At 39.0% G+C, this 26552-nt stretch carries 23 protein-coding genes; 12 read left to right on the top strand and 11 right to left on the bottom strand.

Annotated features, from left to right (window positions below):
• Positions 1-354: 354 nt before the first annotated feature.
• Positions 355-924, bottom strand: a complete 570-nt coding sequence (locus tag BLV99_RS14190; protein ID WP_092691856.1) for a peptidylprolyl isomerase — start codon at positions 922-924, stop codon at positions 355-357.
• Positions 925-1025: 101 nt separating this feature from the next.
• Between BLV99_RS14190 and BLV99_RS14185 the strand changes: the two genes are divergently transcribed.
• Positions 1026-1694 (top strand): acetoacetate decarboxylase family protein, encoded by a 669-nt coding sequence (locus BLV99_RS14185; protein WP_092691853.1) that lies wholly within the window; start codon positions 1026-1028, stop codon positions 1692-1694.
• A 57-nt stretch (positions 1695-1751) separates the two neighbouring features.
• Here BLV99_RS14185 and BLV99_RS14180 read toward each other — a convergent pair whose 3' ends face one another.
• Positions 1752-2822 carry an alpha/beta hydrolase gene (locus BLV99_RS14180; RefSeq protein WP_092691850.1) on the bottom strand — a complete coding sequence of 357 codons (1071 nt, stop codon included), beginning with the start codon at positions 2820-2822 and terminating at the stop codon, positions 1752-1754.
• A 200-nt stretch (positions 2823-3022) separates the two neighbouring features.
• On the opposite strand from BLV99_RS14180, the gene BLV99_RS14175 reads away from it, so the two are divergent.
• The 5 genes from BLV99_RS14175 (at position 3023) to BLV99_RS14155 (ending at position 8403) form a co-directional block, all read left to right on the top strand.
• Positions 3023-3520 carry a hypothetical protein gene (locus BLV99_RS14175; protein ID WP_092691846.1) on the top strand — a complete coding sequence of 166 codons (498 nt, stop codon included), beginning with the start codon at positions 3023-3025 and terminating at the stop codon, positions 3518-3520.
• Positions 3521-4135: 615 nt separating this feature from the next.
• On the top strand, positions 4136-4684 hold the full coding sequence (gene grpE, locus BLV99_RS14170; RefSeq protein WP_092691844.1) for a nucleotide exchange factor GrpE: 549 nt from the start codon (positions 4136-4138) through the stop codon (positions 4682-4684).
• Positions 4685-4804: 120 nt separating this feature from the next.
• Positions 4805-6751, top strand: coding sequence for a molecular chaperone DnaK (dnaK, locus tag BLV99_RS14165; protein WP_086185415.1), 1947 nt, complete (start codon positions 4805-4807; stop codon positions 6749-6751).
• A 242-nt stretch (positions 6752-6993) separates the two neighbouring features.
• On the top strand, positions 6994-7905 hold the full coding sequence (locus BLV99_RS14160) for a matrixin family metalloprotease (RefSeq protein WP_092691841.1): 912 nt from the start codon (positions 6994-6996) through the stop codon (positions 7903-7905).
• A gap of 120 nt (positions 7906-8025) precedes the next feature.
• Positions 8026-8403: a hypothetical protein gene (locus BLV99_RS14155; RefSeq protein WP_086185440.1), complete on the top strand. Its 378-nt coding sequence runs from the start codon at positions 8026-8028 to the stop codon at positions 8401-8403.
• 79 nt (positions 8404-8482) lie between these two features.
• Here BLV99_RS14155 and erpA read toward each other — a convergent pair whose 3' ends face one another.
• The 4 genes from erpA to BLV99_RS14135 form a co-directional block, all read right to left on the bottom strand.
• Positions 8483-8818: an iron-sulfur cluster insertion protein ErpA gene (gene erpA / locus BLV99_RS14150; protein WP_086166511.1), complete on the bottom strand. Its 336-nt coding sequence runs from the start codon at positions 8816-8818 to the stop codon at positions 8483-8485.
• 117 nt (positions 8819-8935) lie between these two features.
• Entirely contained in the window at positions 8936-9946 is a 1011-nt protein-coding gene (locus BLV99_RS14145; RefSeq protein WP_092691868.1) for a putative solute-binding protein, read from the bottom strand.
• A gap of 215 nt (positions 9947-10161) precedes the next feature.
• Positions 10162-11172: a putative solute-binding protein gene (locus tag BLV99_RS14140; RefSeq protein WP_092691839.1), complete on the bottom strand. Its 1011-nt coding sequence runs from the start codon at positions 11170-11172 to the stop codon at positions 10162-10164.
• 231 nt (positions 11173-11403) lie between these two features.
• The gene (locus BLV99_RS14135) at positions 11404-12411 is read right to left on the bottom strand and encodes a putative solute-binding protein (protein WP_092691866.1); all 1008 of its coding nucleotides are present in this window, start codon (positions 12409-12411) and stop codon (positions 11404-11406) included.
• Positions 12412-12648: 237 nt separating this feature from the next.
• Here BLV99_RS14135 and BLV99_RS14130 point away from each other — a divergent pair, with 237 nt between their 5' ends.
• Positions 12649-14583 (top strand): ATP-binding cassette domain-containing protein, encoded by a 1935-nt coding sequence (locus BLV99_RS14130; RefSeq protein ID WP_092691836.1) that lies wholly within the window; start codon positions 12649-12651, stop codon positions 14581-14583.
• A 367-nt stretch (positions 14584-14950) separates the two neighbouring features.
• Here the strand turns inward: BLV99_RS14130 and BLV99_RS14125 are convergent, their stop codons facing one another.
• From BLV99_RS14125 to dnaA, 5 genes are all read right to left on the bottom strand, one after another.
• Positions 14951-15292: a hypothetical protein gene (locus BLV99_RS14125; RefSeq protein ID WP_092691833.1), complete on the bottom strand. Its 342-nt coding sequence runs from the start codon at positions 15290-15292 to the stop codon at positions 14951-14953.
• A 171-nt stretch (positions 15293-15463) separates the two neighbouring features.
• Entirely contained in the window at positions 15464-17935 is a 2472-nt protein-coding gene (gyrB, locus tag BLV99_RS14120) for a DNA topoisomerase (ATP-hydrolyzing) subunit B (RefSeq protein WP_092691831.1), read from the bottom strand.
• 53 nt (positions 17936-17988) lie between these two features.
• Positions 17989-19071: a DNA replication/repair protein RecF gene (gene recF, locus BLV99_RS14115; protein WP_086185421.1), complete on the bottom strand. Its 1083-nt coding sequence runs from the start codon at positions 19069-19071 to the stop codon at positions 17989-17991.
• A gap of 27 nt (positions 19072-19098) precedes the next feature.
• Complete coding sequence (gene dnaN / locus BLV99_RS14110; RefSeq protein ID WP_092691827.1) at positions 19099-20244, bottom strand: DNA polymerase III subunit beta; 1146 nt, start codon at positions 20242-20244, stop codon at positions 19099-19101.
• A 110-nt stretch (positions 20245-20354) separates the two neighbouring features.
• Positions 20355-21734 (bottom strand): chromosomal replication initiator protein DnaA, encoded by a 1380-nt coding sequence (gene dnaA / locus BLV99_RS14105; RefSeq protein ID WP_086185423.1) that lies wholly within the window; start codon positions 21732-21734, stop codon positions 20355-20357.
• A 662-nt stretch (positions 21735-22396) separates the two neighbouring features.
• Here dnaA and rpmH point away from each other — a divergent pair.
• The 5 genes from rpmH (at position 22397) to mnmE (ending at position 26498) form a co-directional block, all read left to right on the top strand.
• Positions 22397-22531 carry a 50S ribosomal protein L34 gene (gene rpmH / locus BLV99_RS14100; protein WP_000831329.1) on the top strand — a complete coding sequence of 45 codons (135 nt, stop codon included), beginning with the start codon at positions 22397-22399 and terminating at the stop codon, positions 22529-22531.
• Between the two features lie 29 nt (positions 22532-22560).
• Positions 22561-22950, top strand: a complete 390-nt coding sequence (gene rnpA, locus BLV99_RS14095; RefSeq protein ID WP_086166503.1) for a ribonuclease P protein component — start codon at positions 22561-22563, stop codon at positions 22948-22950.
• A 9-nt stretch (positions 22951-22959) separates the two neighbouring features.
• Positions 22960-23283: a membrane protein insertion efficiency factor YidD gene (yidD, locus tag BLV99_RS14090; RefSeq protein WP_086166502.1), complete on the top strand. Its 324-nt coding sequence runs from the start codon at positions 22960-22962 to the stop codon at positions 23281-23283.
• A 5-nt stretch (positions 23284-23288) separates the two neighbouring features.
• Positions 23289-25043 (top strand): membrane protein insertase YidC, encoded by a 1755-nt coding sequence (gene yidC / locus BLV99_RS14085; protein ID WP_092691825.1) that lies wholly within the window; start codon positions 23289-23291, stop codon positions 25041-25043.
• Positions 25044-25142: 99 nt separating this feature from the next.
• A complete protein-coding gene (gene mnmE, locus BLV99_RS14080; RefSeq protein ID WP_092691864.1) occupies positions 25143-26498 on the top strand; it encodes a tRNA uridine-5-carboxymethylaminomethyl(34) synthesis GTPase MnmE in 1356 nt (451 codons plus the stop codon).
• Positions 26499-26552: the final 54 nt, after the last annotated feature.

Raw genomic sequence — 26552 nt, 5'->3', positions numbered from 1 at the left:
GTAATTTCTACCATCAATCAATGAAAATAATTTCGATTAATCAACCAGTAAAAATCCACACAAGTTGTTCTTCATAATCTCTTAATGATCTTCTTAATACTTCGTCAGTAATTAAGTCGCTCAACTTGATATTCCTTAACAACTCAGCACCTCGTGCTTCGTTTGTTTCCGGCTATCTCGTCGGGATGAGCACAGTATAGGGCAATTTCGTACACACGCAAGCGCTTTTAACTGACTGTTTTATCGAGTGTTGCATTTTTACGCACTATTTTGGCTCATTTTTACTCTATTTCAAGCATAAATATCTAATTTAAAAGCAAAAACATGACCAAAATATTTCTGCTTTATTTTTTATTAATTTTTCACCACTGCTGGTTTAATACTCACACTCACAATTTTTACAGCCTGTTGCGGTACATTTTGGTGCATACCGAAGTTTGCCGTTGGAACTTTGGTAATTTTATCGACTACATCCATACCTTTGGTCACTTTACCAAACACGGCATAACCTGCATTCATCTGACTTTTATTTAAGAAGTCGTTATCTACTGTATTAATGAAGAATTGGCTACTGGCTGAATTAGGATTGTTGGTACGTGCCATCGCTAAAGTGCCACGTACATTTTTCAAACCATTATAAGATTCATTTTGGATAGGAGCTTTAGTTTGTTTTTCTGCCATGTTGGCATCCATGCCACCGCCCTGAATCATAAAGCCTGGAATAACGCGGTGAAAAATGGTGCCATTATAGAAGTTATCTTTTATATAGCCTTCAAAGTTTTTTGCTGAAATAGGTGCTTTGTCATTAAAGAGTTCTATTTCAATATTTCCCATTGATGTTTTCATTTCTACAATGCTATTTGCAGCCATCGCTTGTAAACTTATACATATAGCACCTACAGCGAATAGGGTTTGTTTTAACATTTCTTTACTCTTCTATTTCAAGTTGTCATTGTGAATGACTATATATTAATCTTTCAATATAAATAAAACAGTATCTCTTTTTGGGATAAATGAGAATTACAATGAATGAAGCATTAAGTACAGTGACTTTTCATCATGATCCGCCTTGGCATTTACATGGTGATGCTTTTATTTTGAATTATTGGTTAACGCCAAACTTTATTAAACACAATCACGCTTTTCACATTGCCCCCTCTCCAATTGGTCGAGTGGTACAGATCATATTGATTCGTTATCATGAGTCCCCTATTGGCCCATATGATGAACTGCTCCTTTTAGACCACCCCTTAATCAGTAAAAGACACTTATCTTCGATTGCTAAAATTTATGTGTCGACAGAGGCATCTGTTGTTCATGGTCAATATTTTTGGGGCATTCCAAAACAACTTGCCGAATTTGAATGGATAATCAAAGATGATGTGGTGTATTGCACCATTTCATTTGAACAACAAGAAATGAGTTTGTGTCTGTATAAGTACAAACATAGCCAAACTTTTTATATCAATAGTCATCATTTACCCGCCCGACTGTTAAACATCCAACAAACATGGCAAGGTTTACATTATCAATTCAGTCCTCAATTTCGCGGCAAGCTATGTAAACTTAAACAAGTCGCATGGAAAAATACGCTCGACATCTTCCCTGATTTTTCTCAAGCGAAGTATTTACACAGTTTTTATGTGCCCGAATTTCAACTGACGCTCCCCAAAGCTAAAATTGAAAATAAATAAAAAAGGTGTTTCACGTGAAACACCTTGTCCTATTGAGACATCAATTGAGAAAAAAACTTAAGCGTGTTTATCCCAAAACTTTCTATAGTTCTTACTAATTTCAATAAAGTGTTTTTTAGCGCGAGAAGAAATTGGGGTGAGATTGACAAAACCATGCGCTTGATCATTATATTCTTGGTAATGTACTTTCACGCCACGATGCCGTAGTTTATAGGCGTAAATTTCACCTTCATCATGTAATACATCATGACCCGCTGTAATCACGTATGCAGGCGGTAATTTATCGTGTTTACCATAGGTGGGAGAAATAATCGGATCATCCAATTCCACTTGATGCTGTTCTGCATAATAGTGCGTCACAAAATCAATATCCTCTCCGGTCAGAAGCAAACCATCTTTATAGGCATAGAACGATGGATGACGACTTTTAAAATCAACAACGGGATAGAGCAGCAATTGGGCTTGAGGTGCATAGACTTTATGGGCACTACGCTGTGCAACCACCGTACTAATATTCCCCCCTGCGCTATCGCCAGCAACTGAAATTCTATTTTTTAAAATTTTAAACTGTTTTCTATTTTGATAGACCCATGCCAAGGCATCTTCACAGGTTTGAATTAATTTTATTGGACTGGTTTCGGGTGCTAATGGATAGTCAATACTTAAAACCTGCACTTTCGCATACACAGCAAGTAAACGACACACCTCATCATGACTATCTAGCCCCCCCACGACAAAACCACCGCCATGATAAAACACAATCATCGGCAGTTTTTTACTTGGGGCTGGATGATAATGTCGTGCGAAGATCGTGCCGCTGTGTAAAGGCAAACGTAGATCTTCGACTCGCTTCACAGGGGTTGGTTTGCTTTTAATCGACTGCATTTGCAGGTCAAAGGCTTTACGGGCACGGATCACATCTGCACCAATAAAACCACGATTGCCTTGTTTTAACTGTACAGCCATCATGCATTTGATTAATGGGTCAAGCTCAGGATACTGATAGGGATAGCCTAAAACTTTAACCAAGGATTCTTGAGCAAGGCTCGGCAAGCGATCTAAAGTGCGTGCTGCTACGCCTTGTCCTTTTTCGATCATCGTCTGTAGCGTTTGATTAAAAGCAACCATTCATGCACCTTCCTTTTTTATATTCTTCATATTTTCTACATGATCAGCTCATAAGTGACCATAATCTTATAGAAGTCGAATCATCTATATACACAGTAAAGACATTCATACGCTAATCTTCTTTTTATACCTTGTCATTGACAATTTCCACGTATATTTCGGAGTGTTTTTGCTACTCCTTAAAAAGAAGGATATAGGCTATGGCTAAAAAACTCATGATACTGACTTTAGCGACCACATTTTTAACTGTAGGTTGCGTAGCATTCCCTGAAAATGACGGTTATTACGATGGACGTTATGACAATCGCTCTGACCGTCATTATGATCGAGATTATGACTATCGCTATGATCGCGAGCGCAATCGTCAACATTGGGAATATCAACAACGACAAAACCGTTTAGAACTAGAACGTAAAAAGCGCGAACTTGAACGTCGTCAATGGGAACAAAATCGTCAAAAACAGTCGGATTGGGATCGCAAAAAACGTGAACAAGGTAAGTACGCTGAACAAAATCAACCGAATTCATCGGGTTGGGATGCAAAGCAACGTGAACGCCAACGAATAGAGCAACAGCGCGAAAAATCAGATCTGAAAAATCGTCAAAAAATACAACCGCAAGATAAATCCCAAAAAAACCGTTGGGATGAACCTCGTCGAGATTATGATAAACAGCAACGTCATCGTCACGACGATTAAAATCTTTTTATCTACGCCATTGAATGCCCTTTTTTACTGGGCATTTTTTTATTCATTAACACAAATCACGATCACAAAATTTTAAACTTGTTACTGTTCAAGATGATGCAGCACTCTGTTTCGGAATTAAATTTTTGTTAACAGTAACCACCATAATATTTACCGCGATGAACTCGAAGTGCATCTTTTAATGTGAAGACTTTTTATTTTTGAATTTGTTGCAAGATTTAAGCAGGGTCTGCCAGAGTGGAGAAATTGTCTCTGCTTATAATAAGTATGGCGTGTACTGCCATTTTCGGGTTGCCCTTAAGGTGATCACTCGGCACCTGATGTCCTTGGGCTTTTTCAAGCGGATTATTATTTTATCCATAACATCAAGCTAAGCATCAATAATCCAATCATTTTTACCCAATTGCTCGAAAAACGGTATTTTTTAACGCTTTTCATCAAATTAAACAGATTTAATTGCTTGTCTCGCTTGAATTTTTATCGCTTGCCCCGACCTCTGTATTAATCATGAATTTTATCACTCATGGCAGTTCAGGATTAACCCAGTTAACACTGCAGCCAAAAGGACTGTGCATGTTTAAGAACCCATTTAAACGGAGTAAATCTATGGCAACTGAGCAAAACGAACAAGCTCAAGATCTTGGGCAAGAGCAAGCTGATCAACAAACAGCACAAACTCAAGCTGAAACAGAGCAAATTGCCGTTTCAGTTGAAGATTTACAAACACAAATTAAAAACTTGGAAGAAAGTTTAAAACTTGAAAAAGCACGTACAGCCAATGCTGTATACGAAGCGCAAAAAAGTGTGGAACGTATTCAACGTGATGCTGAAAAGCACAAAGAAACTGTGATTGAGAAGTTCGCGAAAGAACTACTCGACTCGGTTGATAATTTAGAACGCGCAATTCAAGCTGCAGGTGACACGGAATCAGCATTACTTGAAGGTGTGCAACTTACGTTGAAATCCCTGCTACATACACTGGAAAAATTCGGTGTAGTAGAAGTGGATATGCATAACGGTTTTAATGCAGATTTACACCAAGCAGTGGGTATCGCACCCGATGCTAAAGCAGGTGAAATCGGTACTGTATTACAAAAGGGTTATACCTTATCAAACCGTTTACTTCGTCCTGCAATGGTCTTAGTGGGTCAATAAAGTAAAGAAATTCGAGAGTTTTTCTATTTTTTTCGTTTAAAGAACTTGAAAAAATTTGAATGGCTCTCATATCGGATAACAAGCAAAAAACATTGTAAAAAATTTAGAGGAAACATCCAAATGGCTAAAATCATTGGTATCGATTTAGGTACAACAAACTCTTGTGTCGCTGTACTTGAAGGCGACAAAGTTAAAGTAATCGAAAATGCAGAAGGTACGCGTACTACCCCATCAATTGTTGCATACAAAGATGGTGAAATTCTGATTGGTCAATCTGCGAAACGTCAAGCAGTGACGAATCCAAAAAATACCTTGTATGCCATCAAGCGTTTGATCGGTCGTAAGTACCAAGACCAAGCAGTACAAAAAGACATTGGTCTTGTACCTTACAAAATCATCCAAGCAGACAATGGTGATGCTTGGGTTGATGTGAACGATAAAAAACTCGCACCACAACAAGTTTCAGCTGAAATCTTGAAAAAGATGAAAAAAACTGCTGAAGACTATTTAGGTGAAACCGTTACTGAAGCCGTGATTACTGTTCCTGCTTACTTCAATGATGCGCAGCGTCAAGCGACTAAAGATGCGGGTAAAATCGCAGGTTTAGAAGTTAAACGTATCATCAACGAACCAACGGCTGCTGCACTTGCGTTCGGTATGGACAAAAAAGAAGGCGACCGTAAAATCGCAGTTTACGACTTAGGTGGTGGTACTTTTGACGTATCAATCATTGAAATCGCTGACTTAGATGGCGACCAACAAATTGAAGTATTGTCGACCAATGGTGATACATTCCTTGGTGGTGAAGACTTTGATAATGCATTAATCGAATACTTAGTTGAAGAGTTCAAGAAAGAACAAAGCTTCAACTTAAAACAAGATCCACTTGCGTTACAACGTTTGAAAGAAGCAGCTGAAAAAGCAAAAATCGAGCTTTCTTCGTCAAATGCAACAGAAATTAACCTTCCGTACATCACGGCTGATGCGACTGGTCCTAAACATTTAGTGATCAACGTAACACGTGCAAAACTTGAAGGCTTAGTGGCTGATCTTGTTGCTCGTACCATTGAACCTTGTCGTATTGCGCTTAAAGATGCTGGTCTTTCAACAAGCGACATCTCTGACGTAATCTTGGTCGGTGGTCAATCACGTATGCCAATGGTTCAACAGAAAGTACAAGAGTTCTTCGGTAAAGAGCCACGTAAAGACGTGAACCCTGACGAAGCTGTAGCCATGGGTGCTGCAATTCAAGGTGCAGTATTGTCTGGTGACAAAACTGACGTACTCTTACTTGACGTAACACCACTTACACTGGGTATTGAAACCATGGGCGGTGTGTTAACTGCAATTATTGAGAAAAACACCACGATTCCTGCGAAGAAATCTCAAGTGTTCTCAACTGCTGCTGACAACCAACCTGCTGTAGACATTTCTGTGTTCCAAGGCGAACGTAAAATGGCACAGCAAAACAAATTGTTGGGTAACTTCCAATTAGGCGACATTCCACCTGCGCCACGTGGTGTGCCACAAATTGAAGTATCTTTCGACATCAACGCCGATGGTATCTTGAAAGTATCTGCAAAAGACAAGAGCACGGGTAAAGAGCAATCGATCCAGATTAAAGCAAACTCAGGTTTGAGCGATGCTGAAATTGAAGCGATGATTAAAGATGCTGAAATGAATGCTGAAGAAGATCGTAAGTTCGAAGAACTCGCGAAAGCACGTAACGAAGCTGATGCATTAGTGTCTTCTTCTCAAAAAGCAGTGAAAGATCTTGGTGAGCAAGTGACTGCTGACGAAAAAACAGCGATTGAAACTGCGGTTGCTGAGCTTGAAGCGTCTACTAAAGAAAATGATGTAGAAGAAATCAAAGCGAAAACTGAAGCTTTACAAAACATCATCATGCCAATTAGCCAACGTGCTTATGAAGCAGCGCAAGGTGCTCAAGGCGGTGCTGAAGGTTTTGATCCAAATGCATTCCAAGGTGGTGATGCGGGTCAACAACAAAAAGCGGATGACGGCGTTGTAGATGCCGAGTTCACTGAAGTTAAAGATGACAAAAAATAATTTGTCACTTTAATTAAGTTATAAAAAACCGCGCGTAAGCGCGGTTTTTTTATGTTCATTTTTAATGTATTCAATCATGCTTTTTGCTAAAGTCATCAACAAAATAAAATATCTTCAAGAATGGGTAAAATGAATACTTTAATCAAAATATTGCTACTTTCAGAGAAATTAGCTCGTACGCTTATTGACCCAATCCATCTCTCTATTACTCTCAAATCCAGTGATCTAGATTAATCAATTTTATGCGTATGCTCAGCCTGATTCTTGCCGTTATTTGGTTGTTGTTGATAACCTATCAAACACATCAGCACCATCAACTTCGCTATAACGCAGTATCTGATCGACTTAAGCATCCTTTCGATACGCGTCTGCGTTATCGTATTGCCGAAGTTGACCCACGTTTTGGTTTAAGCAAAGACGAGGTCATACAACTGAGTCAACAAGCCACCGATATTTGGAAAATAGGGACAGGCAATGATTATTTTATTTATGACCCGAATGCCAAACTTACGATTCATTTAATCTACGATGAGCGCCAAGATGAATCGAATCAACGCCGTCAACAACTAGGTAATATTGAACAAAATCAGCAAATTTGGTCAAATAAAAATCAAAACCTTAAGCAACTTAAAGATGAAATTGATCGCGCTAATATCCTACTCGACACTAAAAAAATACAACTAGATGCTCAATTACACCAATATAATCAGCAAATTGCCATGATGAATCAAAATGGGAGTATCCATCCCTCACAGCGTGATCTGTTTATACAACAACGTCATCAACTCCAACAACAAATCTTTGCGCTAGAACAAGAAATCAATCTGTACAACCAAAAAATTCAACACTTAAATGATCAGGTGAGCGAACTCAATCAAATTAACAACCAATTAAATCAATCTATTGATCAATTTAATCAACGCTTTCAAGCTCGGTTATTTGATAAAGGACTGTTTAATGGCAAACAGATTAATATTTATGAGTTTTCATCCAAAGATGATTTACGTCTTACCCTCGCACACGAATTTGGACATGCGCTGGGTTTAAAACATAATCAAGACCCCGTTGCGCTGATGTATCCAATGATGAAGGATCAAAATATGCAAAATTTCAGCCTGACCCCTGCCGATTTAGCTTTGTTAGATACCCGTTAAGCAGCAACTGAGATACAATGTAAAAATCCCTTACTTTTTATAAGTATATGCATAATAATAGAACGGAAATAGCACGCATTTCATGTTATTGTGATGTACAGAAATAACAAGATAAAATCTCTGGAGACGCGTGTGAGTTACTACCATATTCTGATTGAAATGAATGATCACATTAGTACGATTGAGCAAACACGTGAGATCGAAATCTTTGATATTCTTGAGATTCAACCTTACCTCCATTCAATTTTATTACCCTTTTTGAATGAACAATTGATTGAATTAGAAGATGAAAACCTTGAATTCAGCGATATTCTTCATTTGGAAATCAAACACACCTTATTGCCCATTCAACATTTGATTGAAGAAGAACAACGCTTACTGCCAAGTGATACAGATGTCACCATTTCAGCACATGAAATTTTCAACAATCGTGATTTAAGCCAAGACGTGACAACCGTTGTTTTTGATATTTTAGAAGCTGCTAAATTAGAAGCCTAATGATTTATTCTTAACGCCATCATACATGCTATTTTCAATAAAAAGCCCTCAAAAATGAGGGCTTTTTTCAAACTTTTTATTAAATCGAGAAAGATGAACCACAACCACAGGTTGTTGTTGCATTTGGATTTTGTACAACAAAACGTGAACCTTCCAAGCCTTCAATATAGTCGACTGCTGAGCCTACAAGATATTGATAGCTTAAAGAATCCACCAGCATTTTTACATCGCCATTGATAAATTCAGCATCATCTTCATTCATGCTTTCAGCGAAGTTAAAACCGTAAGAAAAACCTGAACAACCGCCACCTGTAACATAAACGCGTAACATTAATTCTTGGTTGCCTTCACTATCACGCAATTGGCGTACTTTATTCGCAGCATTGTCGGTCAGCACCAAAGTTTGGGCATTCATGTTGGATTCCTCTGTTCAATTCAGATGTCTTTAAAAGATAAAGACCATAATTCAAGTATATCATACCCAATATATGGTCAGTCTTTGAAGATTTAAAGTTAAATCTGAGTATTTTTATCAAGATTGTTTGTAGTTCTCATCTTGAAGACTACATTCGAAATTTTTTGGGTCTTCCTTACAACGAAATTGCCATAATAATTTCATCATCCGTTTATCATAAATGCCACGTTTGGTTAAATCGACACGTGATTCGCGCATCAATTTTTGATAACCCGGTTTATCTGCGCTAGGAACTTGCATCCAATATTTTTGTGGAATATCTGATTTCATTTTACCTAAAATACCAAAAGCACGAGGCAACTGACTTTTCACCCATTCACGTGATTTTTGCCCATAACCAGCAGGAAATTTATCTGGACGAATAATGAGGTTACCTGTGACTTGTAAAATTGGATAATTCACAATAGCGCCTTTACTGCCTAATCCTTTATGTAACTCTAAAGGTTTAAATACAGCGGCAGGTGCGCCAATAATATCGACCTGACCATTGTTAAATTTGGCACCAAAGTTGGTGACATCCGCACTGACTGCCTGTGCACCAATTTGCTGAACCATAATTTTTTGTGCTTCATCATAATCTAAGACTGCAATTTTTTTGCCTGCTGCTTTCGCCACAGTATTGATATTTCGGTCATTGACCATTAGATAAGCATCACCGACGGGTATCACCCCCACCACTTCATATTTGCCGTGTACCATATGTTTAGCAAAAGTTGGACTGGCTAGGCCTTGCATCACCTTAACCGCAAGTTTTAAATCGGGAATCGCGCCAATCGCATCTAAAGAGCCAGTAAAATCATTGAACTGACGACCGCGCATTCCTGTGACACTAATTGCATCACATTTACCCGCTTTAAAATCTTCAGCAATGACCGCTTCGTTTTGACCCACACGTAATTCAATATCTGCACCCCAATTTTTGGCTGCAAGTTGATAATCTTTCATCAGGGTAAAAACATCGCCACTTTTACCGACTAAATCAAATACACACATTACTTGTTTTGCTTGAGCAACACCTGTTACGACACACAAACTCATACCCAGCAGCAGTGTTTTAGACCATGGCATCATGATTTTTTCTTCCTTGTTTCTTTGTTTTCATTCAATCTGAGATTGAAGCTTTTTGAGTTTTTATTTATCTATTGATCGTGAATCACAAGCGTAATCCTTGATTTCATTTTTAAGACTACGCTTTTTTGAGCTGACAACAATGGCAAAAATAACAGATTTAATTCGACAAAAAAGCCTAGATTTAATCTAGGCTTTATTTTTAAAAATCAATACTATTCACCACCAAGTGAACATTCAAAATTGGCTTTATCGACAGAGCAACGTGCTTTTTTCAATACGCTCATCATGCCAACATCATAAATTCCACGTTTGGTCATATCCATACGACCTTCACGAAGGAGTTTTTGATATTTGGTTTTATCTTCAGCGGTTAAGTTCATTTTAAACTTGGCAGGAATACTGGTCTCAAGACGGTTAATCATGGCAAAACTTTTCGGTAAATTTTTCACGAACCAATCACGCGATTTTTGTCCAAAGCCTGCTGGGAATTGATCTGGACGGATAATAAAATCAGCTGTGACTTGTAATACAGGGAAATTAAACATCGCACCATTTGAGCCTAAACCTTTATAAATTTCTAAAGGTTTATACGCATAAGCAGGTGCTCCCACCATATCCACCTGACCATTGTTGAACTTGGCTACAAAGTTAGAAACGTCAGAAATAACCGCTTGTGCACCAACACGTTGCACCATAATTTTTTGTGCATCGTCATAACCTAATACAGCAAATTTTTTACCCGCTGCTTTTTCAATCGAATCAATCTTTTTATCACGTACAAAAATAAAAGCCGAGCCTAAAGGCGCAATACCAGCAACTTCATACTTTTTACCGCCTAAATTACTGACCATTTTCGGCGCATTACGTTGATCAAGTGCAAAAGTAATCGCACGTTGTGCAATCGTGTTGCTTGGTGCACCACCTAAAGCATCAATAGAACCCACAAATTTATTGTATTGACGTGCGCGCATCGCCGTCATAAAAACGCCATCACATTTACCTGCTTTAAAGTCATTATCAGCAACAGCTTCATCTTGGCGTGGAATTAAATTAATTTCTGCTCCCCATCCTTTGGCAGCAAGCGCCCATTCCTGAGCCATTTGATAAGATTCACCAGATTTACCCAGTAAGTCAAATACACATACATCCACTTTAGCTGCCTGAGCTGTCGTCGCTAAACCTACAGCAGAAAATGCAGCTAATGCGAGAATCGTTTTTTTCATTGTGGCGGTCCTTTTTAGAATCTTGTTGTTTGACGAATGTCCATTCACGCCATAAATATTAAGCAAGTTCACAATAAAAAAATAGAGCATTTGCTCCATTTTTTTATGTTCTGTAGGTCAATTTTTTTTAATTTTATAAATTTAAAATAAAATCATAAACTTATATAATAAAAATTATGACCTAATCCGCAAAAAATTTGCGTTATTTTACAATTCTTTTGCGGAGCAAGTTTATTCGCCCCCTAAAGAACATTCAAAATTGGTTCGCTCTACAGTACAACGGGCTTTTTTCAGTACCGTCATCATCGAAGCATCATAAATGCCTTGCTTGGTTAATTCGATACGACCATCTCTTAATAATTTTTGATATTTTTCTTTTTCTTCTTTGGATAATTGCATGCGATATTTTGCAGGAATCCCCTCTTCTAAGCGTTTCACCATCGCAAATTGACGAGGTAATTGTTTAATAAACCAATCTCTCGATTGAATGCCCAAATTGCTTGGAAATTTTTCGGTATTAAAAATTAAATCGGCAGTCACATTCAGCACTGGAAAGTTAAATAATGCCCCATTCGTACCTAAACCTTTATCCATTTCTAAAGGTTTAAATGCATAAGCGGGTGCACCGACCATCTCAACTTGCCCTTTATTAAACTTACTCACAAAATCCGAAACATCTGACAAAACAGGAGTCGCACCCACTCGTTTGACCATGGCAATTTGTGCTTTATCATATTCTAAAACGGCAAATTTTTTCCCTGCCGCTTTTTCAATCGTATTAATATTGCGATCTTTAACGAAAATGTATGCAGGCCCAATTTGTCCAATCCCCCCCACTTCATATTGCACATTATCAATGCTTGTTTTTAATCTTTTAATATTTCTTTTGTCTAGCACATAAATGATGGCTTTATGCGCAATTGCATTACTGGGAACACCGCCTAAAGCATCAATAGAACCTGCAAATTTATTATATGCACGTGCCCGCATGGTGGTCATATAAATGGCATCACATTTTCCATTTTTAAAATCGTTATCTGCTTTTTCTTCATTTTGATACGCAATTAATCGGACATCCGCATTCCATACTTTTGCAGCGAGTGCCCACTCCTCCATCATTTTATAAGATTCACCCGCTTTTCCCAGTAGGTCAAACACACATATATCTTGTTTTGCTTGAGCCAAACTTGAACAGCTCAATAACAGTCCCGTTGATACCAACCAAATTCCTTTTTTCATCATCTTTCCTTATTCTTTTTTAATTACTCCTCTAAAAATAACTATAGTGTTGTTTTAAGGGCAAAAATAGAGCTTTGATTTCATTTCTGACGAAAGGTTATTTTTTAAACAACTTGTCACATTTTTATTTATTTACGCAAAGAATCCCCTTTATCAAAGAATAATGCCTCAGATTTTTTCTTTTCTGAGTCGCTTCCTTTAGAATACGCGCACCATTCTTCTCATTTAGATATTTCAATGATTCAGTTAGATCAACTTTCTATACGTCGCGGTGGACGTGTTTTATTTCAAAAAGCATCCATGCAGCTACATCCAGGATGGAAAATTGGCTTAACAGGTGTTAATGGTGCAGGAAAATCAACATTATTTAATGCACTCCTTGGCGGCATGGAATCAGACAGTGGTTCTTTAACCCGTCCTGCCGTGTGGACCGTCGCTCATATGGCACAAGAAATCAAAGCTTTAGAAATGAAAGCAATTGATTTTGTTTTGTCTGGTGATGAAGAATATTGGGAAATTCAGAACAAACTGGATCATCCTGACAGCTTAAGTGATGATGAACTTGCCCATTTATATGGTCGCTTTGATGAAATTAATGGCTATTCAGCATCCTCTAAAGCATCACAACTCATGGCAGGTTTAGGTTTCTTTGAACATCAATCACAACTCGATGTTTCAAGCTTCTCGGGCGGTTGGCGTATGCGTCTGAACCTTGCGCGTACCCTCATGAGCCGTTCAGATTTATTACTGCTTGATGAACCAACCAACCATTTAGACTTAGATGCGATTCTTTGGTTAGAAGATTGGTTGAAAGCCTACGAAGGAACTTTGGTTCTTATTTCACATGACCGTGATTTCTTAGATGCAATTACCGATCATATTTTACATATCGAAAATCAAGAACTGATTTTATATACTGGCAACTATTCGACTTTCGAACGTACTCGTAGTGAGCGTTTAGCACAACAACAACAAGCTTATGAAAAGCAATTAGAAACACGTGCACATTTGCAAAAATATATCGACCGCTTTAAAGCACAAGCCACCAAAGCCAAACAAGCGCAAAGCCGAATTAAACAACTGGAACGTATGCAGGAACTTTCTGCTGCACATGTCGATACACCGTTTACCTTTAGTTTCCGTGAACCAACGAAAATGAGTTCACCTTTACTTGAACTTGAAAATGCCGATATTGGTTACGGTGAAAAACTGATTGTGACCAATGTTAGCCTACAAATTACCCCAACCAGTCGAATTGGTTTATTGGGGATGAATGGTGCGGGTAAATCAACCCTGATTAAATCACTGGTTGGCGATTTAAAATTATTACAAGGGACGCGTAAAGATTCTGAACTGCTGAATATTGGCTATTTTGCCCAGCATCAAATGGATGCTTTGGATGGTAATGCCAGCCCAATGTTGCAATTGGCACGTATTGCCGATAGAAAAATCAGTGAAGCGAGCTTACGTTCTTTCTTAGGAAGCTTTGGTTTTAGTGGCGAACGTATGGACACGCCAAGTGAAAGTTTCTCTGGCGGTGAACGCGCGCGTTTGGCCTTAGCCCTGATTGTATGGCAACGTCCAAACGTGTTAATTCTAGATGAACCAACCAACCATTTAGACTTAGATATGCGTCATGCACTGACGATGGCGCTACAAGACTTTGAAGGTGCCGTTGTTCTGGTTTCGCATGAACGTCAATTGATTGCTTCAGTCTGTGATGAGTTGATCTTGGTTCATGGCGGTCAAAGTCGTGAATTTGATGGTGACTTAACCGCTTATGCAGAATGGTTACGCCAAGCACGTATCGACATGATGAAAACTGGGCAACAACCTGCTGCACCCGTGAAATCACAAGTTGAAGTGAAACCGACCATTTCTAAACTGGACAAAGAAGCGCAGCGTAAAGAAGCGGCACGTAATCGTGAACTAAGTCGTCCAATTCGTAAAAATATTGAAAAAAATGAAGTTCAGATTGCCAAAGCTCAGCCACGCTTAGCAGAAATTGAAGTTTTATTGGGGGATACTGCCCTATATGAAGCAAACCGTAAGGATGATTTGCTTAAACTGATGAATGAACAGACTGAATTAAAAGCAAAATTGGCACAGGCTGAAGAGCAAGTGCTTGAATTAATGATGGAATTGGAAGAACTGGAAAGCTCTCTCGAATAAGCCAAAATTAACTCTTAAGCAAAACTAAAGAAATACTTATTTTATTATCGCAGTACAATTTTTCAACCTGTACTGCGATTTTTTAATTTTACTACACAATCTTTTTGTTCTGATTTTACTCAGTGAATCTGTAGAATGATTTAAAAAATCACCAACCCACAGACTTTAAATTCAAATGCCATATTTAAATTTAAAGTGTTGACCAACAACCATAAAAACCCGTTTGAATTTAAAATAAAAACCCACTTTAAGCTGTGGATAAATTAATTTTCACATGCACATCAAACAAGAATAACCCACTCATAAAACTTATCCACATATAAGTACTGAAATAAAACCAGCTTTTTTATTTATTTAAATACCATTTTCAGCTTAAAAATCTGAGTTCTATAATTTTCCAAGCCCCTTGATTGCCCCATAATTCCTGAATTTGTTTCTGATTTTCCAAACCAATGAGAATTTTACAGTGCGTCAAATCTCGATCAAATTCAAACTCTTCAAATTCTATGGCTGGTTTTTGCGGTTTCCACACCCCATTTTTTACAGCATGCGCAATACGTTCATAACGGGTAAAAGTACCTTCCACACGTCCTTCTTGCTCATATACCACTTTGAAATCTGCATGCTCATATTGAGCCAACAGATTAAAATTGCCGGTAAAAAATGCATTCACCCAAATATCTCGGATCTTTTCCAGTTGATTATCCATCGTGCTAACCTCGTAATATTGCATAATGATTTCCTGTGTTTACAAGCATCATGACAGAGCAATAAGTCATTTTAATAAAAAATATGATTAAAATTTAATCATATTTAAATCAAAATAGCATTAAAAAAGCATCCCGAAGGATGCTTTTTTATCACTTAGCGCATCAACACATTAGGCATCAATATCCGCATTTAAAGCATTTTCTTCAATGAAGGCACGACGTGGTTCCACATCATCTCCCATCAAACAAGAGAACATACGATCGGCTTCAATCGCATCATTAATGGTCACTTGCAACATGTTACGGTTTTCAGGATCCATGGTAGTTTCCCAAAGCTGTTCCGCGTTCATCTCACCCAAACCTTTATAACGCTGGATCATCATGCCACGACGTGAGTCGGATAAAATATGTTGCCAAACTTGATGGAAAGTGGCGACATTAATTTTACGCTCACCTTTTTGCAAATAAGCGCCATCTTCAAGCAAGGTGAACCAACTCTTCGAGTTTTGCAGTAAACGCTTGTATTCACTTGAAGCCAATAGTCCAGAATCAAGTAAATAATGATGCGGCAAGTTATGTACATAGACCGTTACACGTGGCCAATAATGCGTCACTTTCTCACCATCTACATGTTCTTTTTCAAAAACTTCTAAGGTGATTTCAGGACGCAAACTTGGTTGGTGTTGTTCAATTGCTGCGCGCAACTGTTCAGACCATTGTTTTACATAATCTTCATCATGATTTTGATCAAGTTTAAATGCATCTAAACCCAGTAAACCATCCAGCAAACTTGCAGGATAACGTAGCGTTAAACGATTTAAACTTTTTTGTGAGGTTTGATAATCAGCAATCACCTTGGCTAAAGACTCACCACGAATCGCAGGTGCCTCAGCACTGATATGCAGTTCAAGCTCATCAATGGCATTCGAAATAAGATAAGTTTCTAAAGCATCATTATCTTTAAGATATTGCTCTTGCTTACCTTTTTTCAACTTATACAAGGGTGGCTGGGCAATATAAATATAACCGCGTTCCACAAGTTCTGGCATTTGACGGAAGAAGAAGGTCAACAGTAGCGTACGAATGTGCGAACCATCGACGTCGGCATCGGTCATGATGATGATTTTGTGATAACGTAATTTATCAGGATTGTATTCTTCACGGCCAATACCACAACCCAGTGCAGTAATTAGCGTGCCTACTTCCTGAGAGGAAATCATTTTGTCAAAACGCGCACGTTCTACGTTTAAAATTTTACCCTTAAGCGGAAGAATGGCTTGCATCTTACGGTTACGACCCTGTTTTGCAGAACCGCCCGCCGAGTCACCTTCGACCAAGTAAAGTTCAGACAATGCTGGATCTTTTTCTTGGCAATCGGCCAGTTTACCAGGCAGACCAGCAATATCTAATGCACTCTTACGACGTGTCATTTCACGTGCTTTACGCGCAGCATCACGTGCACGAGCAGCATCAATAATTTTGCCTGCAATTGATTTAGCCGCTTGTGGGTTTTCTAAAAGATATTCAGAAAAAGACTTGTTCATCGCCTGCTCTACAGCAGTTTTCACTTCACTGGAAACCAATTTTTCTTTGGTTTGTGATGAGAATTTTGGATCAGGCACTTTCACTGAAACAATTGCGGTTAAACCTTCACGGGCATCATCACCTGTGACAGCAACTTTTTCTTTCTTGAGAATATTTTCACTATCCAAATACTGGTTTAAACCCCGTGTTAACGCGGCACGGAAACCAGCTAAATGCGTACCACCATCTTTTTGCGGAATGTTATTGGTAAAGCAACGAACATTTTCTTGATAACTATCATTCCACTGTAACGCGACTTCAACCGTAATGCCTGTTTCCACAACCTCACTGGTAAAATGAAAAATCTCATTTAAGTGAGTTTTACCTTGATTGATATATTTTACAAATTCAGACAAACCACCTTCATAATCAAATACATGTTCAGCATTGATACGTTCATCACGTAATACAATACGAACCCCCGCATTTAAGAATGAAAGTTCACGCAAACGACGCGCCAAAATATCGACATTGAAAATCGTTTGAGAGAAGGTTAACTCACTCGGGTAGAAACGAACGGTCGTTCCAGACTCAGTGGTTTCACCAATTTCACGTAATTTATAAACTGGATCGCCATGATGATATTCTTGTTCAAAAACTTTACCAGCACGACGAATATTCAGTAATAATTTACTCGACAAGGCATTTACAACAGAAACACCTACCCCGTGTAAACCACCGGAAACTTTATAGCTATTATCATCAAACTTACCGCCAGCATGCAGAATGGTTAAAATCACTTCAGCGGCAGATACCCCTTCTTCAGGGTGAATATCCGTTGGAATCCCACGACCGTTATCTGCAACACTTACAGACTCATCTTCATGGATGGTGACTAAGATTTCATCACAGTGACCCGCTAAGGCTTCATCAATCGCATTATCGACCACCTCAAACACCATGTGATGTAAACCTGAACCATCGTCAGTATCACCAATATACATACCTGGACGCTTACGAACAGCATCTAGGCCACGTAATACTTTGATACTAGAGGAATCATAAGCCTTTTCATTGGTTTGTTCTGTTTGAGAAGCAGCTTGATCTTCTGAACTCATGGTTTCTCCCTAGTGAAATAAAGGTCTATCCAAAGATGGGTAAAATCTAAAAACTATTGCACAACAACTTGAACTTGACCGTTTTCAACATTGAATAATTGATAAGAAATAGACAAATCATGTAAATGTTTTTTTACTGATTCATGCTCTAAAGTGGTAATAAAAACTTGACTACCTAGTTGGCTCAATCGCTCAATTAATCGTCGCTGTGCGGTTAAATCTAATTCTGCTGTCAGATCATCTAATAATACCACAGTTTCCTTATTACAGGCATGCAGCATTGCAATCTGTGACAGTTTTAAGGCCATAATCAGCAGCTTTTTTTGCCCCCGTGAAAGTACCACATCAGCATCGCCTAGCGTTGTTTTTAAACGTAAATCTGCACGATGTGGACCATATTCAGTATAACGTCGATCGACATCTTTCTGATGATGTACGGTTAAGTCATTCAGCAAACCCTGTTCGGTATGAAAGCCTGCACTATATTCCAATTGAATCTCTAAATCAGGCAATAAATGCTTTAAATCCTGCTCCAAATAAACTTTCCATTGCTCGACGATTCCACTGCGCTGTGAATGCAACATTTCGCCATATTCCGCCAACATTTTGTTCCACGGTTCCAATTCATTCAAACCGATATTTCGTCTCGATTTCAACAAACTGTTACGTTGTTTTAAAGCACGAGAATAATATTGCCATGCATGATAAAACTCAGGTTCCACGTGGAACATCAACCAATCGATCAATTGTCGCCGTGGTTTTGCGCCATGATCAATAATATCGGTGCTTTGTGGGTCGATGTGTTGTAAAGGCAGAAGTTTAGCCAATTGTCCTTGAGTGGCAATATGATCGCCATTGACTTTAATCAGCTGCTCACCTGACAATAATTTTTGCATCCCAATTTTTTCAGTGGCAGACTGTGCAAAAACAATGGCATTGGCTGTTTCATTTTGAATATAGTTTTTCGGGATATGGGTACGGAAGGAACGCCCTGTCGCCAATAAATGAATGGCTTCAAGAATAGATGTTTTCCCAGAACCATTCGGGCCATAAAAGACATTAAACGGCTGCAACTCTTGAAGTGCAACCGTTTTTAAGTTTCGAACACGTTCTATATTTAAACGCGTAATATGCATCGTTTGATCTTGTCAAAAATCTGCAAATTAAACACGCATCGGCATCACAACATAGGTTTGATCTTGTTGTGCTGGATCGTGTACCAATACAGATTGGTTAGCCTCAGTCATAGTCATCGATACATCATCACCATCTAAAGCACCCAATACATCCAATAAATATTGTGCATTAAATGACATTTCCATCGGTGCATCAGCATATTGTATCGCTAAATCTTCAATTGCCTCATCTTGTTCTGGATTATTGGCACGAAGTTGCAAACAGTCCGCACCAAAGTTTAAAAACACACCACGTAATTTTTCATTACTTAAAATGGCAACACGCTGTAGCGATTGCTTAAATACATCATGTGCAATCAATACATTTTTATCACCACCACGTGGAATCACGCGACGGTAATCGGGGAATTTTCCATCAATCAATTTCGTGGTAAAACGAACCATAATACTGCCTTGTTCTTTGTCACGACTGGCGATGCTAATGGTCACATTTAACAATTCACGACCAATCAGTAAAGACAATTGTTCATCTTCAATACTAAGTAAGCGTTGTAATTCAGCAACCGCTTTTCGTGGAACAATGGCTTGAATGGCTTGAGTCGCAGTTGACGTTGCTGCGGTTTCACATAATGCTAAACGATGACCATCTGTCGTCACTGCACGAAGTTGATTTTGATCAATTTCAAGCAATGTCCCAGTTAAATAAAAACGCACATCTTGCACCGCCATCGCAAAAGCCGTTTTCTCAAATAAGCGTTTTAATTCACGCTGAGTCACCGTCACTTGCGTGCCTTGAGCATTTTCAGTGCTCAATAGCGGATAATCTTCAGCAGGCAGCGTTCCCAACACAAAACGGCTATTGCCCGATTTTAAAATACAACGATCTTCAGTAATTTGCAGGTCTATCAAGGCCGCAGCGGGTAACGATTTACAGATGTCCATCAATTTACGTGCAGGAACAGTTGTTTCACCCACCTGTAAACATGCACCCTCAGCCAAATTGGTGCTGGCAACCAATTCTACTTCTAAATCTGAACCAGTAATGGTTAACGATTCGCTGCTTACTTGAATCTTGACATTAGATAAAATATTTAAAGTATGGCGACGTTCAACCGCTCCTACGACATGTGATAGAACATTAAGTAAGCTTTCTTTCGCGATTTTCAAACGCACGGCATATTCCTCTAACAACTGAAGATTTCAGGTCAATTAACTAATTTTTTAGCAGTGTACTATGCGGCAGAATATGCCGCATTGCAAGAATAGAATTTGATCAAAACAGATCAACTTTGCAGCAAACGCTGCAGGTTTTTATAGTCTTCATTGAAGATCGGATCTTGTTCACGAAGACTCAGTACTTTCTCACAGGCATGCATCACGGTACTGTGATCACGCCCGCCAAATGCCATACCAATTTCAGGAAAACTATCCCCTGTCAGTTCACGCGCCAGCCCCATGGCCAACTGACGTGGACGTGCATAAATACGGGTACGCTTAGGACCCACAATTTCTTTTAATGGAATACGGAAATATTCGCTCACCACGCGCTGAATATTTTCAGTACTGATGGTTCTGGCACGAATTGCTAACACATCTTTTAACGATTCACGCACTACATCCAAATCAATTGGCGTGCCTTTAAAACGAGAAATGGCAACCACTTTATTGAGTGCACCTTCAAGCTCACGTACATTGGCCACGACTTGTTGTGCGACAAATAACGCACAATTACGCGGTAAATCTACGCCATTGCTTTCGGCTTTTTTCAATAAAATTTCAATCCGGGTTTCAATATCGGGTGGTTCTACACCGACCGACAAGCCCCAAGAAAAACGTGAAACTAAACGTGCATCAAGTTCCGTGAGTTCTTTAGGATAACGATCCGAAGTCAAAATAATCTGCTTCGATTCATCAAGTAATGCATTAAAGGTATAAAAAAATTCGACCAAACTGGCTTCTTTACCCGCAAGCAAATGAATATCATCGACCAATAACAAATCTAAAGAGCGACAATTTTTCTTAAATTCTTCAACCTTGCCCTGCTGTAAAGAACTGACAAAATCTTGGACAAAACTCTCTGCCGTCATATACATGACACGCGCATTTGGTTTTGCTTGTAACAAAGCATTCCCCACAGCCTGCATTAAATGCGTTTTACCTAAACCTGTCGGGCCATACAAAAATAAGGGATTATGCTGCGAAGCCCCTAATTGCGTTAAAACTTTACGACACGTTTCTGCCGCCATTTGGTTAGAACGGCCTTCAACAAATAATGAAAAAGTAAATAATGGGTTTAATAAACGTTTACGGCTATTTTTTACCGTTGATTCTTCTTTTTCTTTTCGTGGCCTAACAATTGCAGCAGGAGCAGATTGCAGTGCAGCCGTTGTGGTAGCGGGTTGTTCATTGGCTGACAAAATTGCACCTGGACGAGAATCCACCAAAATTTCAACTTTACGTACACGACCTTCTGACATTTGCTCTGCCAAAATCGTGATTAACTCAAGATGATGTTCTTGAATATAACGTGTCCAATAAGGATTGGGTGCATACAGTCTTAATGTGTCATTAAGCTCTTCAGCAACCAAAGGGCGAATCCACATTGTAAAGACATTCCCCGAAAGCTCCTGTCGCAAACGAGTTAAACAGTCTGTCCAAAGCATGTGAAACCCCTATTTATTCCATTTATTGGTAAAAAATTATTTGAGCCCGACTAAGCGGGTCGCCATTCTATCGAAGTTATCCACATCTGTCATGGCAAAATTAGCGAAATATCGCTTTAAAAAGTAATTTTCAAATTACATTTAAATTTAAAACCTGGTGTGGATAAACTTACCACCAAGCTGTGGATAAAATATAGCACAAAGTTATCCACAATTTAATAAAGTTATAAAAACATGTTTATCCACAAGATAAGTTTATGGTTAATAAAAATAAAAAATGCTTTTCCACAGAAAAACAGCCCCCTAATAGTAATAAATTTAAATTTATAAATTTGAATTTAATTAATAAGAGCACTTTGCTTTGTGGATAACTCTCAATATTTTTAAATTTAAATTCAAAAGTCAGCAAATAAATCTTATCAACACTAAGTTGTGGATAATATTGTGAATATTTCTGTTCATAACTTATGTTGTTTTATTAATCAATAGTTTGTGTTGTGTATAAAATACAAACAGCTTGAAATTAATTCAATAATTCGAATGATCTTGATTTTCTAAAAAAAAGACTTATTTTGCAAGAAAGTTTGTTTTTGATTGACAGCTCATTGAATGAGCACTAAAATCGCGAACCTTCATATAAAGATCATTTTTGGAGTTTCAATATGAAACGTACATTTCAACCATCAGAATTAAAGCGTAAGCGTGTTCATGGTTTCCGTGCTCGTATGGCTACTAAAGCTGGTCGTCAAGTATTAGCTCGTCGTCGTGCAAAAGGTCGTCATAGCTTAACTGTTTAATTAGTTAAGTTATTACGATTTTGGGTGTTATGACACTTTATGGCTTCAGCACAGACGTACGTATACGCTGTGCTGCCGATTATAAAAGTGTGTTTGATGGTGCGCTTTTTAAAGTGCATCAACCCCATTTCTTATTTTTGGCAAAAAATTCCGAACAACCTACAAGTCGTTTGGGTATTGTTGTTGCTAAGAAAAAAGTGCGTCGCGCACATGAAAGAAATAGAGTAAAACGTCTTGCTCGCGAAAGTTTTCGCCTACATCAACAGCAATTAGATTTATTAGATATTGTGGTCATGCCTAAAGTAGGTATTGAAGCAATTCCTAATGCAGAATTGCAGCAGCAATTACAATTTGCTTGGCAGAAATTGCAACGCCTTGCCAATAAGCATAAAAAGATAGCTCCCTCCCCACAAAAGTAGAGATGGCCAATGGTACGTTTACTGCATTGGTTGATTCGATTCTATCAGATCGCGATTAGTCCTTTATTGGGGCCACGCTGTCGTTATATTCCAACATGTTCTCAATACACTTTAGAAGCAGTTCATTCTTATGGTGCTGTGCGTGGTGCGTGGTTAGCTACAAAACGTATTTGTCGTTGTCATCCTTGGGGTGGTTCTGGTTATGACCCTGTTCCCCAGAAAGCAATTCGTTTTATTTCATTTCAGCAAATAGATTCTCAAATGCTTCACGTTGTTGTACCCTTTCGTGATCGTTTATTGAACCGAAATCACTCCTCTAACTACTTGGGATAATAGATATGCAACAATGGGCCAGGTTTGCAATTCTAGGGGCCATGTTTGTCGTCGCATATTTGCTTATTTTGGCATGGCAAAAAGATTATGGTCATGCGGAAACCAAACCTCAGCAAGAAGCTGCGGTTGTTTCGCATGAAGTATCTGCAGATTTGCCAAATGGTCAAACAGCTACTGCAGCGTCTGACATGCCTCAAGCAAATATTGCAACTCAGCAAACAACAACAGATGCTACGGCACCTGTAAGTCAACAGCTTATTTCAGTACACACTGACCTTTATCATCTTTGGATTAATCCTAAAGGTGGTGACATTGTTCGTATTGAATTATTGAACCATGATAAAAATAAAGACAGTGATCAACCATTTGTCATGCTGGAAAGCGATGCAAAACGTACTTATGTTGCTCAGTCTGGTTTGATTGGTTTAAATGGGCCAGACAGTAACCGTAATGGCCGCCCTGTTTATGAGATTGAAAAATCATCTTATAGCTTAGCGGATGCTAAAGCAGAAAAAACTAAAGACGGCAAAGCTGTTAAAGTTTTATCTGTACCAATGGTTTATAAAACGGCTGATGGTGTAGAAATTATCAAGACATTTACCTTTAAACAAGGTGAATATCCGATTATTGTGAACCACAAAATTGTCAATCGTAGTGCAGGCAATTGGCAAGGTCAGATGTTTGGTCAAATCAAACGTGATAATTCAGATGATCCAGGTAAATCAGACCAAGGTATTTTCACCCTAGGAACATTCTTGGGTGGTGCTTGGGGTACGCCTGAAGAACATTACAACAAGCTTAAATTTGCTAACTTCAATGAAGAAAAATTGAATGTAGAAGCAAAAGGTGGCTGGGTTGCAATGGTTCAACACTATTTTGTTAGTGCTTGGATTCCGGGTGATCTCAAACTGACTCAAGCAGGTGGTCAGCCTTATAGTGCGAAATTAGAATCGCGCCAATCAACAGACAACATGAACATTATTGGTTTCACTTCACCGATGATTAATGTGCCTGCGGGTACTGCGGCTGAATTGGATGCAACATTCTATTCAGGTCCTAAAGTTCAATCTGAACTCAAAGATTTGGCTGTTGGTTTAAACCAAACTGTAGATTATGGCTGGTTATGGCCAATTGCGAAATTATTGTTCGTTGGCTTAGAGTTCTTCCACGGATTAGTGGGCAACTGGGGCTGGTCTATTATTTTATTGACTATCTTGGTGAAATTGATCCTTTGGCCATTGTCGTCTAAGAGCTACCGCTCTATGGCGAAAATGCGTGTGATTGCACCTGAAATGCAACGCATGAAAGAAGAGTTCGGTGAAGACCGTATGCGCTTCTCTCAAGAGATGATGGCACTGTACAAACGTGAACAAGTCAACCCGCTTGCAGGTTGTTTGCCACTGTTAATGCAAATGCCGATTTTCTTAGCCTTATACTGGGTATTGATGGAGTCTGTAGAACTTCGTCACGCACCTTGGTTAGGCTGGATTCAAGATTTGTCTGCAATGGACCCATGGTTTATCCTACCTTTATTGATGGGTGCAACTATGTTTATTCAGCAGTCTTTAAATCCACAACCGGCTGATCCAATGCAGGCGAAAGTCTTCAAAATCATGCCAATTGTCTTCACTGTATTTATGTTGTTCTTCCCTGCGGGCTTGGTGTTGTACTGGATTGTCAATAATAGTATTACCATCTTGCAACAAAGTTTGATCAACAAAGGTGTTGAAAAAGACCGTGCCAAACGCGAAGTTGTTTAATCACGACTGATTGCGAATAGCTGAATAAATCCGCTTAAGATGGTAATCTTAGGCGGATTTTTATTTGGCTGTGATTTAGGATTTTTTGAGGTGAATTTTATGCAAAACCGAACAACGATTGCTGCAATTGCGACGCCACCTGGACGTGGCGGTGTCGGTGTCATTCGTCTGTCAGGTCCTAAATCCTATGCTATTGCCGAAGCCTTGACGCAAAAAAATCTACCGAAGGCACGCTTTGCTGGTTTTCGGCAGTTTTATGATGCTGCTGGTGAGGTGATGGATGAGGGCTTAGCGATTTGCTTTCCTAACCCACATTCATTTACCGGTGAAGATGTGGTGGAGTTACAAGGGCATGGTGGTCCTGTCATTCAAAATGCTTTGCTGGCACGTTTGTTGGAACTGGGTGCAATTGCAGCCAAAGCCGGTGAGTTTTCGATGCGTGCTTTTGAAAATGGCAAGTTAGATTTAGTTCAAGCCGAAGCCATTGCCGACTTGATTGATGCAACATCACAAGCAGCGGCTCGTTCTGCGGTACGTTCTTTACAAGGTGCATTTTCAACGCGTGTGAATACCGTGTTAGAAAAACTGATTCATTTGCGTTTACATGTAGAGGCTGCGATTGATTTCCCTGAAGAAGAAATCGATTTTTTGGCTGATGGTAAAATTCTAGCGCTATTGCAAGATGTGCAAAGCTCGGTTGCGGCAGTACAAGCCTCGGCACGTCAGGGTCAGTTGCTACGTGAAGGTTTACAGGTGGTGATTGCAGGGAAGCCCAATGCAGGAAAATCGTCGTTACTTAATACCCTAGCAGGAAATGAACGTGCCATTGTCACGGATATTGCGGGTACAACGCGTGATGTATTACATGAAAAAATTAGTTTAAATGGTTTGCCGATTACCCTTACGGATACTGCTGGTTTACGTGAAACGGGCGACATTGTCGAGAAAGAAGGCATTCGCCGCGCAATTAAAGAAATTGAACAAGCCGACTTGTTACTATTGGTGTATGACTTAAGCCAAGGCGAAGACCCTTTGCAATTGGCACAGAATTATTTTGCTGAGCATCTTGAACCGAAACGCTTAATGTTAATTGCCAATAAGTGTGATTTAACCCATGCCCCAGCCGATATTGGTGATTATCAGGGTTTTCGTCATATCACGGTTTCTGCTAAGCAGGAAACGGGTGTTCAATCGCTTATAGATGCGATTACAGCGCATGCGGGCTTTCAACCAGAAGAAGATACCTTTATCGCACGTACACGCCATTTAGATGCAATGAAGCGTACACAGGTGTATTTGGCTGAAGCGCATGAGCAGTTAGTGGTGTATCAAGCGGGTGAGTTAGTGGCTGAATCTTTGCGACTGGCACAAAATGCTTTGGCAGAAATTACCGGTGAATTTAGTGCTGATGATTTACTCGGTAAGATTTTTGGATCTTTCTGTATTGGAAAGTAATTTCAATTTAAGCAGATATTCCAGTAAGTTTTAATACGTTTTAGTGATAATTAA

The organism is Acinetobacter kyonggiensis, from assembly GCF_900107285.1.
GTDB classification, from domain to species: Bacteria; Pseudomonadota; Gammaproteobacteria; order Pseudomonadales; family Moraxellaceae; genus Acinetobacter; species Acinetobacter kyonggiensis.
This window is presented reverse-complemented; position numbering and strand designations above follow the sequence as displayed.

What these genes read in the sequence shown, in the direction of transcription:
- BLV99_RS14190 (WP_092691856.1), bottom strand. Translation starts at nt 924, where the DNA reads ATGTTAAAACAAACCCTATTCGCTGTAGGTGCTATATGTATAAGTTTA.
- BLV99_RS14185 (WP_092691853.1), top strand. Translation starts at nt 1,026, where the DNA reads ATGAATGAAGCATTAAGTACAGTGACTTTTCATCATGATCCGCCTTGG.
- BLV99_RS14180 (WP_092691850.1), bottom strand. Translation starts at nt 2,822, where the DNA reads ATGGTTGCTTTTAATCAAACGCTACAGACGATGATCGAAAAAGGACAA.
- BLV99_RS14175 (WP_092691846.1), top strand. Translation starts at nt 3,023, where the DNA reads ATGGCTAAAAAACTCATGATACTGACTTTAGCGACCACATTTTTAACT.
- grpE (WP_092691844.1), top strand. Translation starts at nt 4,136, where the DNA reads ATGGCAACTGAGCAAAACGAACAAGCTCAAGATCTTGGGCAAGAGCAA.
- dnaK (WP_086185415.1), top strand. Translation starts at nt 4,805, where the DNA reads ATGGCTAAAATCATTGGTATCGATTTAGGTACAACAAACTCTTGTGTC.
- BLV99_RS14160 (WP_092691841.1), top strand. Translation starts at nt 6,994, where the DNA reads ATGCGTATGCTCAGCCTGATTCTTGCCGTTATTTGGTTGTTGTTGATA.
- erpA (WP_086166511.1), bottom strand. Translation starts at nt 8,818, where the DNA reads ATGAATGCCCAAACTTTGGTGCTGACCGACAATGCTGCGAATAAAGTA.
- BLV99_RS14145 (WP_092691868.1), bottom strand. Translation starts at nt 9,946, where the DNA reads ATGCCATGGTCTAAAACACTGCTGCTGGGTATGAGTTTGTGTGTCGTA.
- BLV99_RS14140 (WP_092691839.1), bottom strand. Translation starts at nt 11,172, where the DNA reads ATGAAAAAAACGATTCTCGCATTAGCTGCATTTTCTGCTGTAGGTTTA.
- BLV99_RS14135 (WP_092691866.1), bottom strand. Translation starts at nt 12,411, where the DNA reads ATGAAAAAAGGAATTTGGTTGGTATCAACGGGACTGTTATTGAGCTGT.
- BLV99_RS14130 (WP_092691836.1), top strand. Translation starts at nt 12,649, where the DNA reads ATGATTCAGTTAGATCAACTTTCTATACGTCGCGGTGGACGTGTTTTA.
- BLV99_RS14125 (WP_092691833.1), bottom strand. Translation starts at nt 15,292, where the DNA reads ATGGATAATCAACTGGAAAAGATCCGAGATATTTGGGTGAATGCATTT.
- gyrB (WP_092691831.1), bottom strand. Translation starts at nt 17,935, where the DNA reads ATGAGTTCAGAAGATCAAGCTGCTTCTCAAACAGAACAAACCAATGAA.
- recF (WP_086185421.1), bottom strand. Translation starts at nt 19,071, where the DNA reads ATGCATATTACGCGTTTAAATATAGAACGTGTTCGAAACTTAAAAACG.
- dnaA (WP_086185423.1), bottom strand. Translation starts at nt 21,734, where the DNA reads ATGCTTTGGACAGACTGTTTAACTCGTTTGCGACAGGAGCTTTCGGGG.
- rpmH (WP_000831329.1), top strand. Translation starts at nt 22,397, where the DNA reads ATGAAACGTACATTTCAACCATCAGAATTAAAGCGTAAGCGTGTTCAT.
- rnpA (WP_086166503.1), top strand. Translation starts at nt 22,561, where the DNA reads ATGACACTTTATGGCTTCAGCACAGACGTACGTATACGCTGTGCTGCC.
- yidD (WP_086166502.1), top strand. Translation starts at nt 22,960, where the DNA reads ATGGTACGTTTACTGCATTGGTTGATTCGATTCTATCAGATCGCGATT.
- yidC (WP_092691825.1), top strand. Translation starts at nt 23,289, where the DNA reads ATGCAACAATGGGCCAGGTTTGCAATTCTAGGGGCCATGTTTGTCGTC.
- mnmE (WP_092691864.1), top strand. Translation starts at nt 25,143, where the DNA reads ATGCAAAACCGAACAACGATTGCTGCAATTGCGACGCCACCTGGACGT.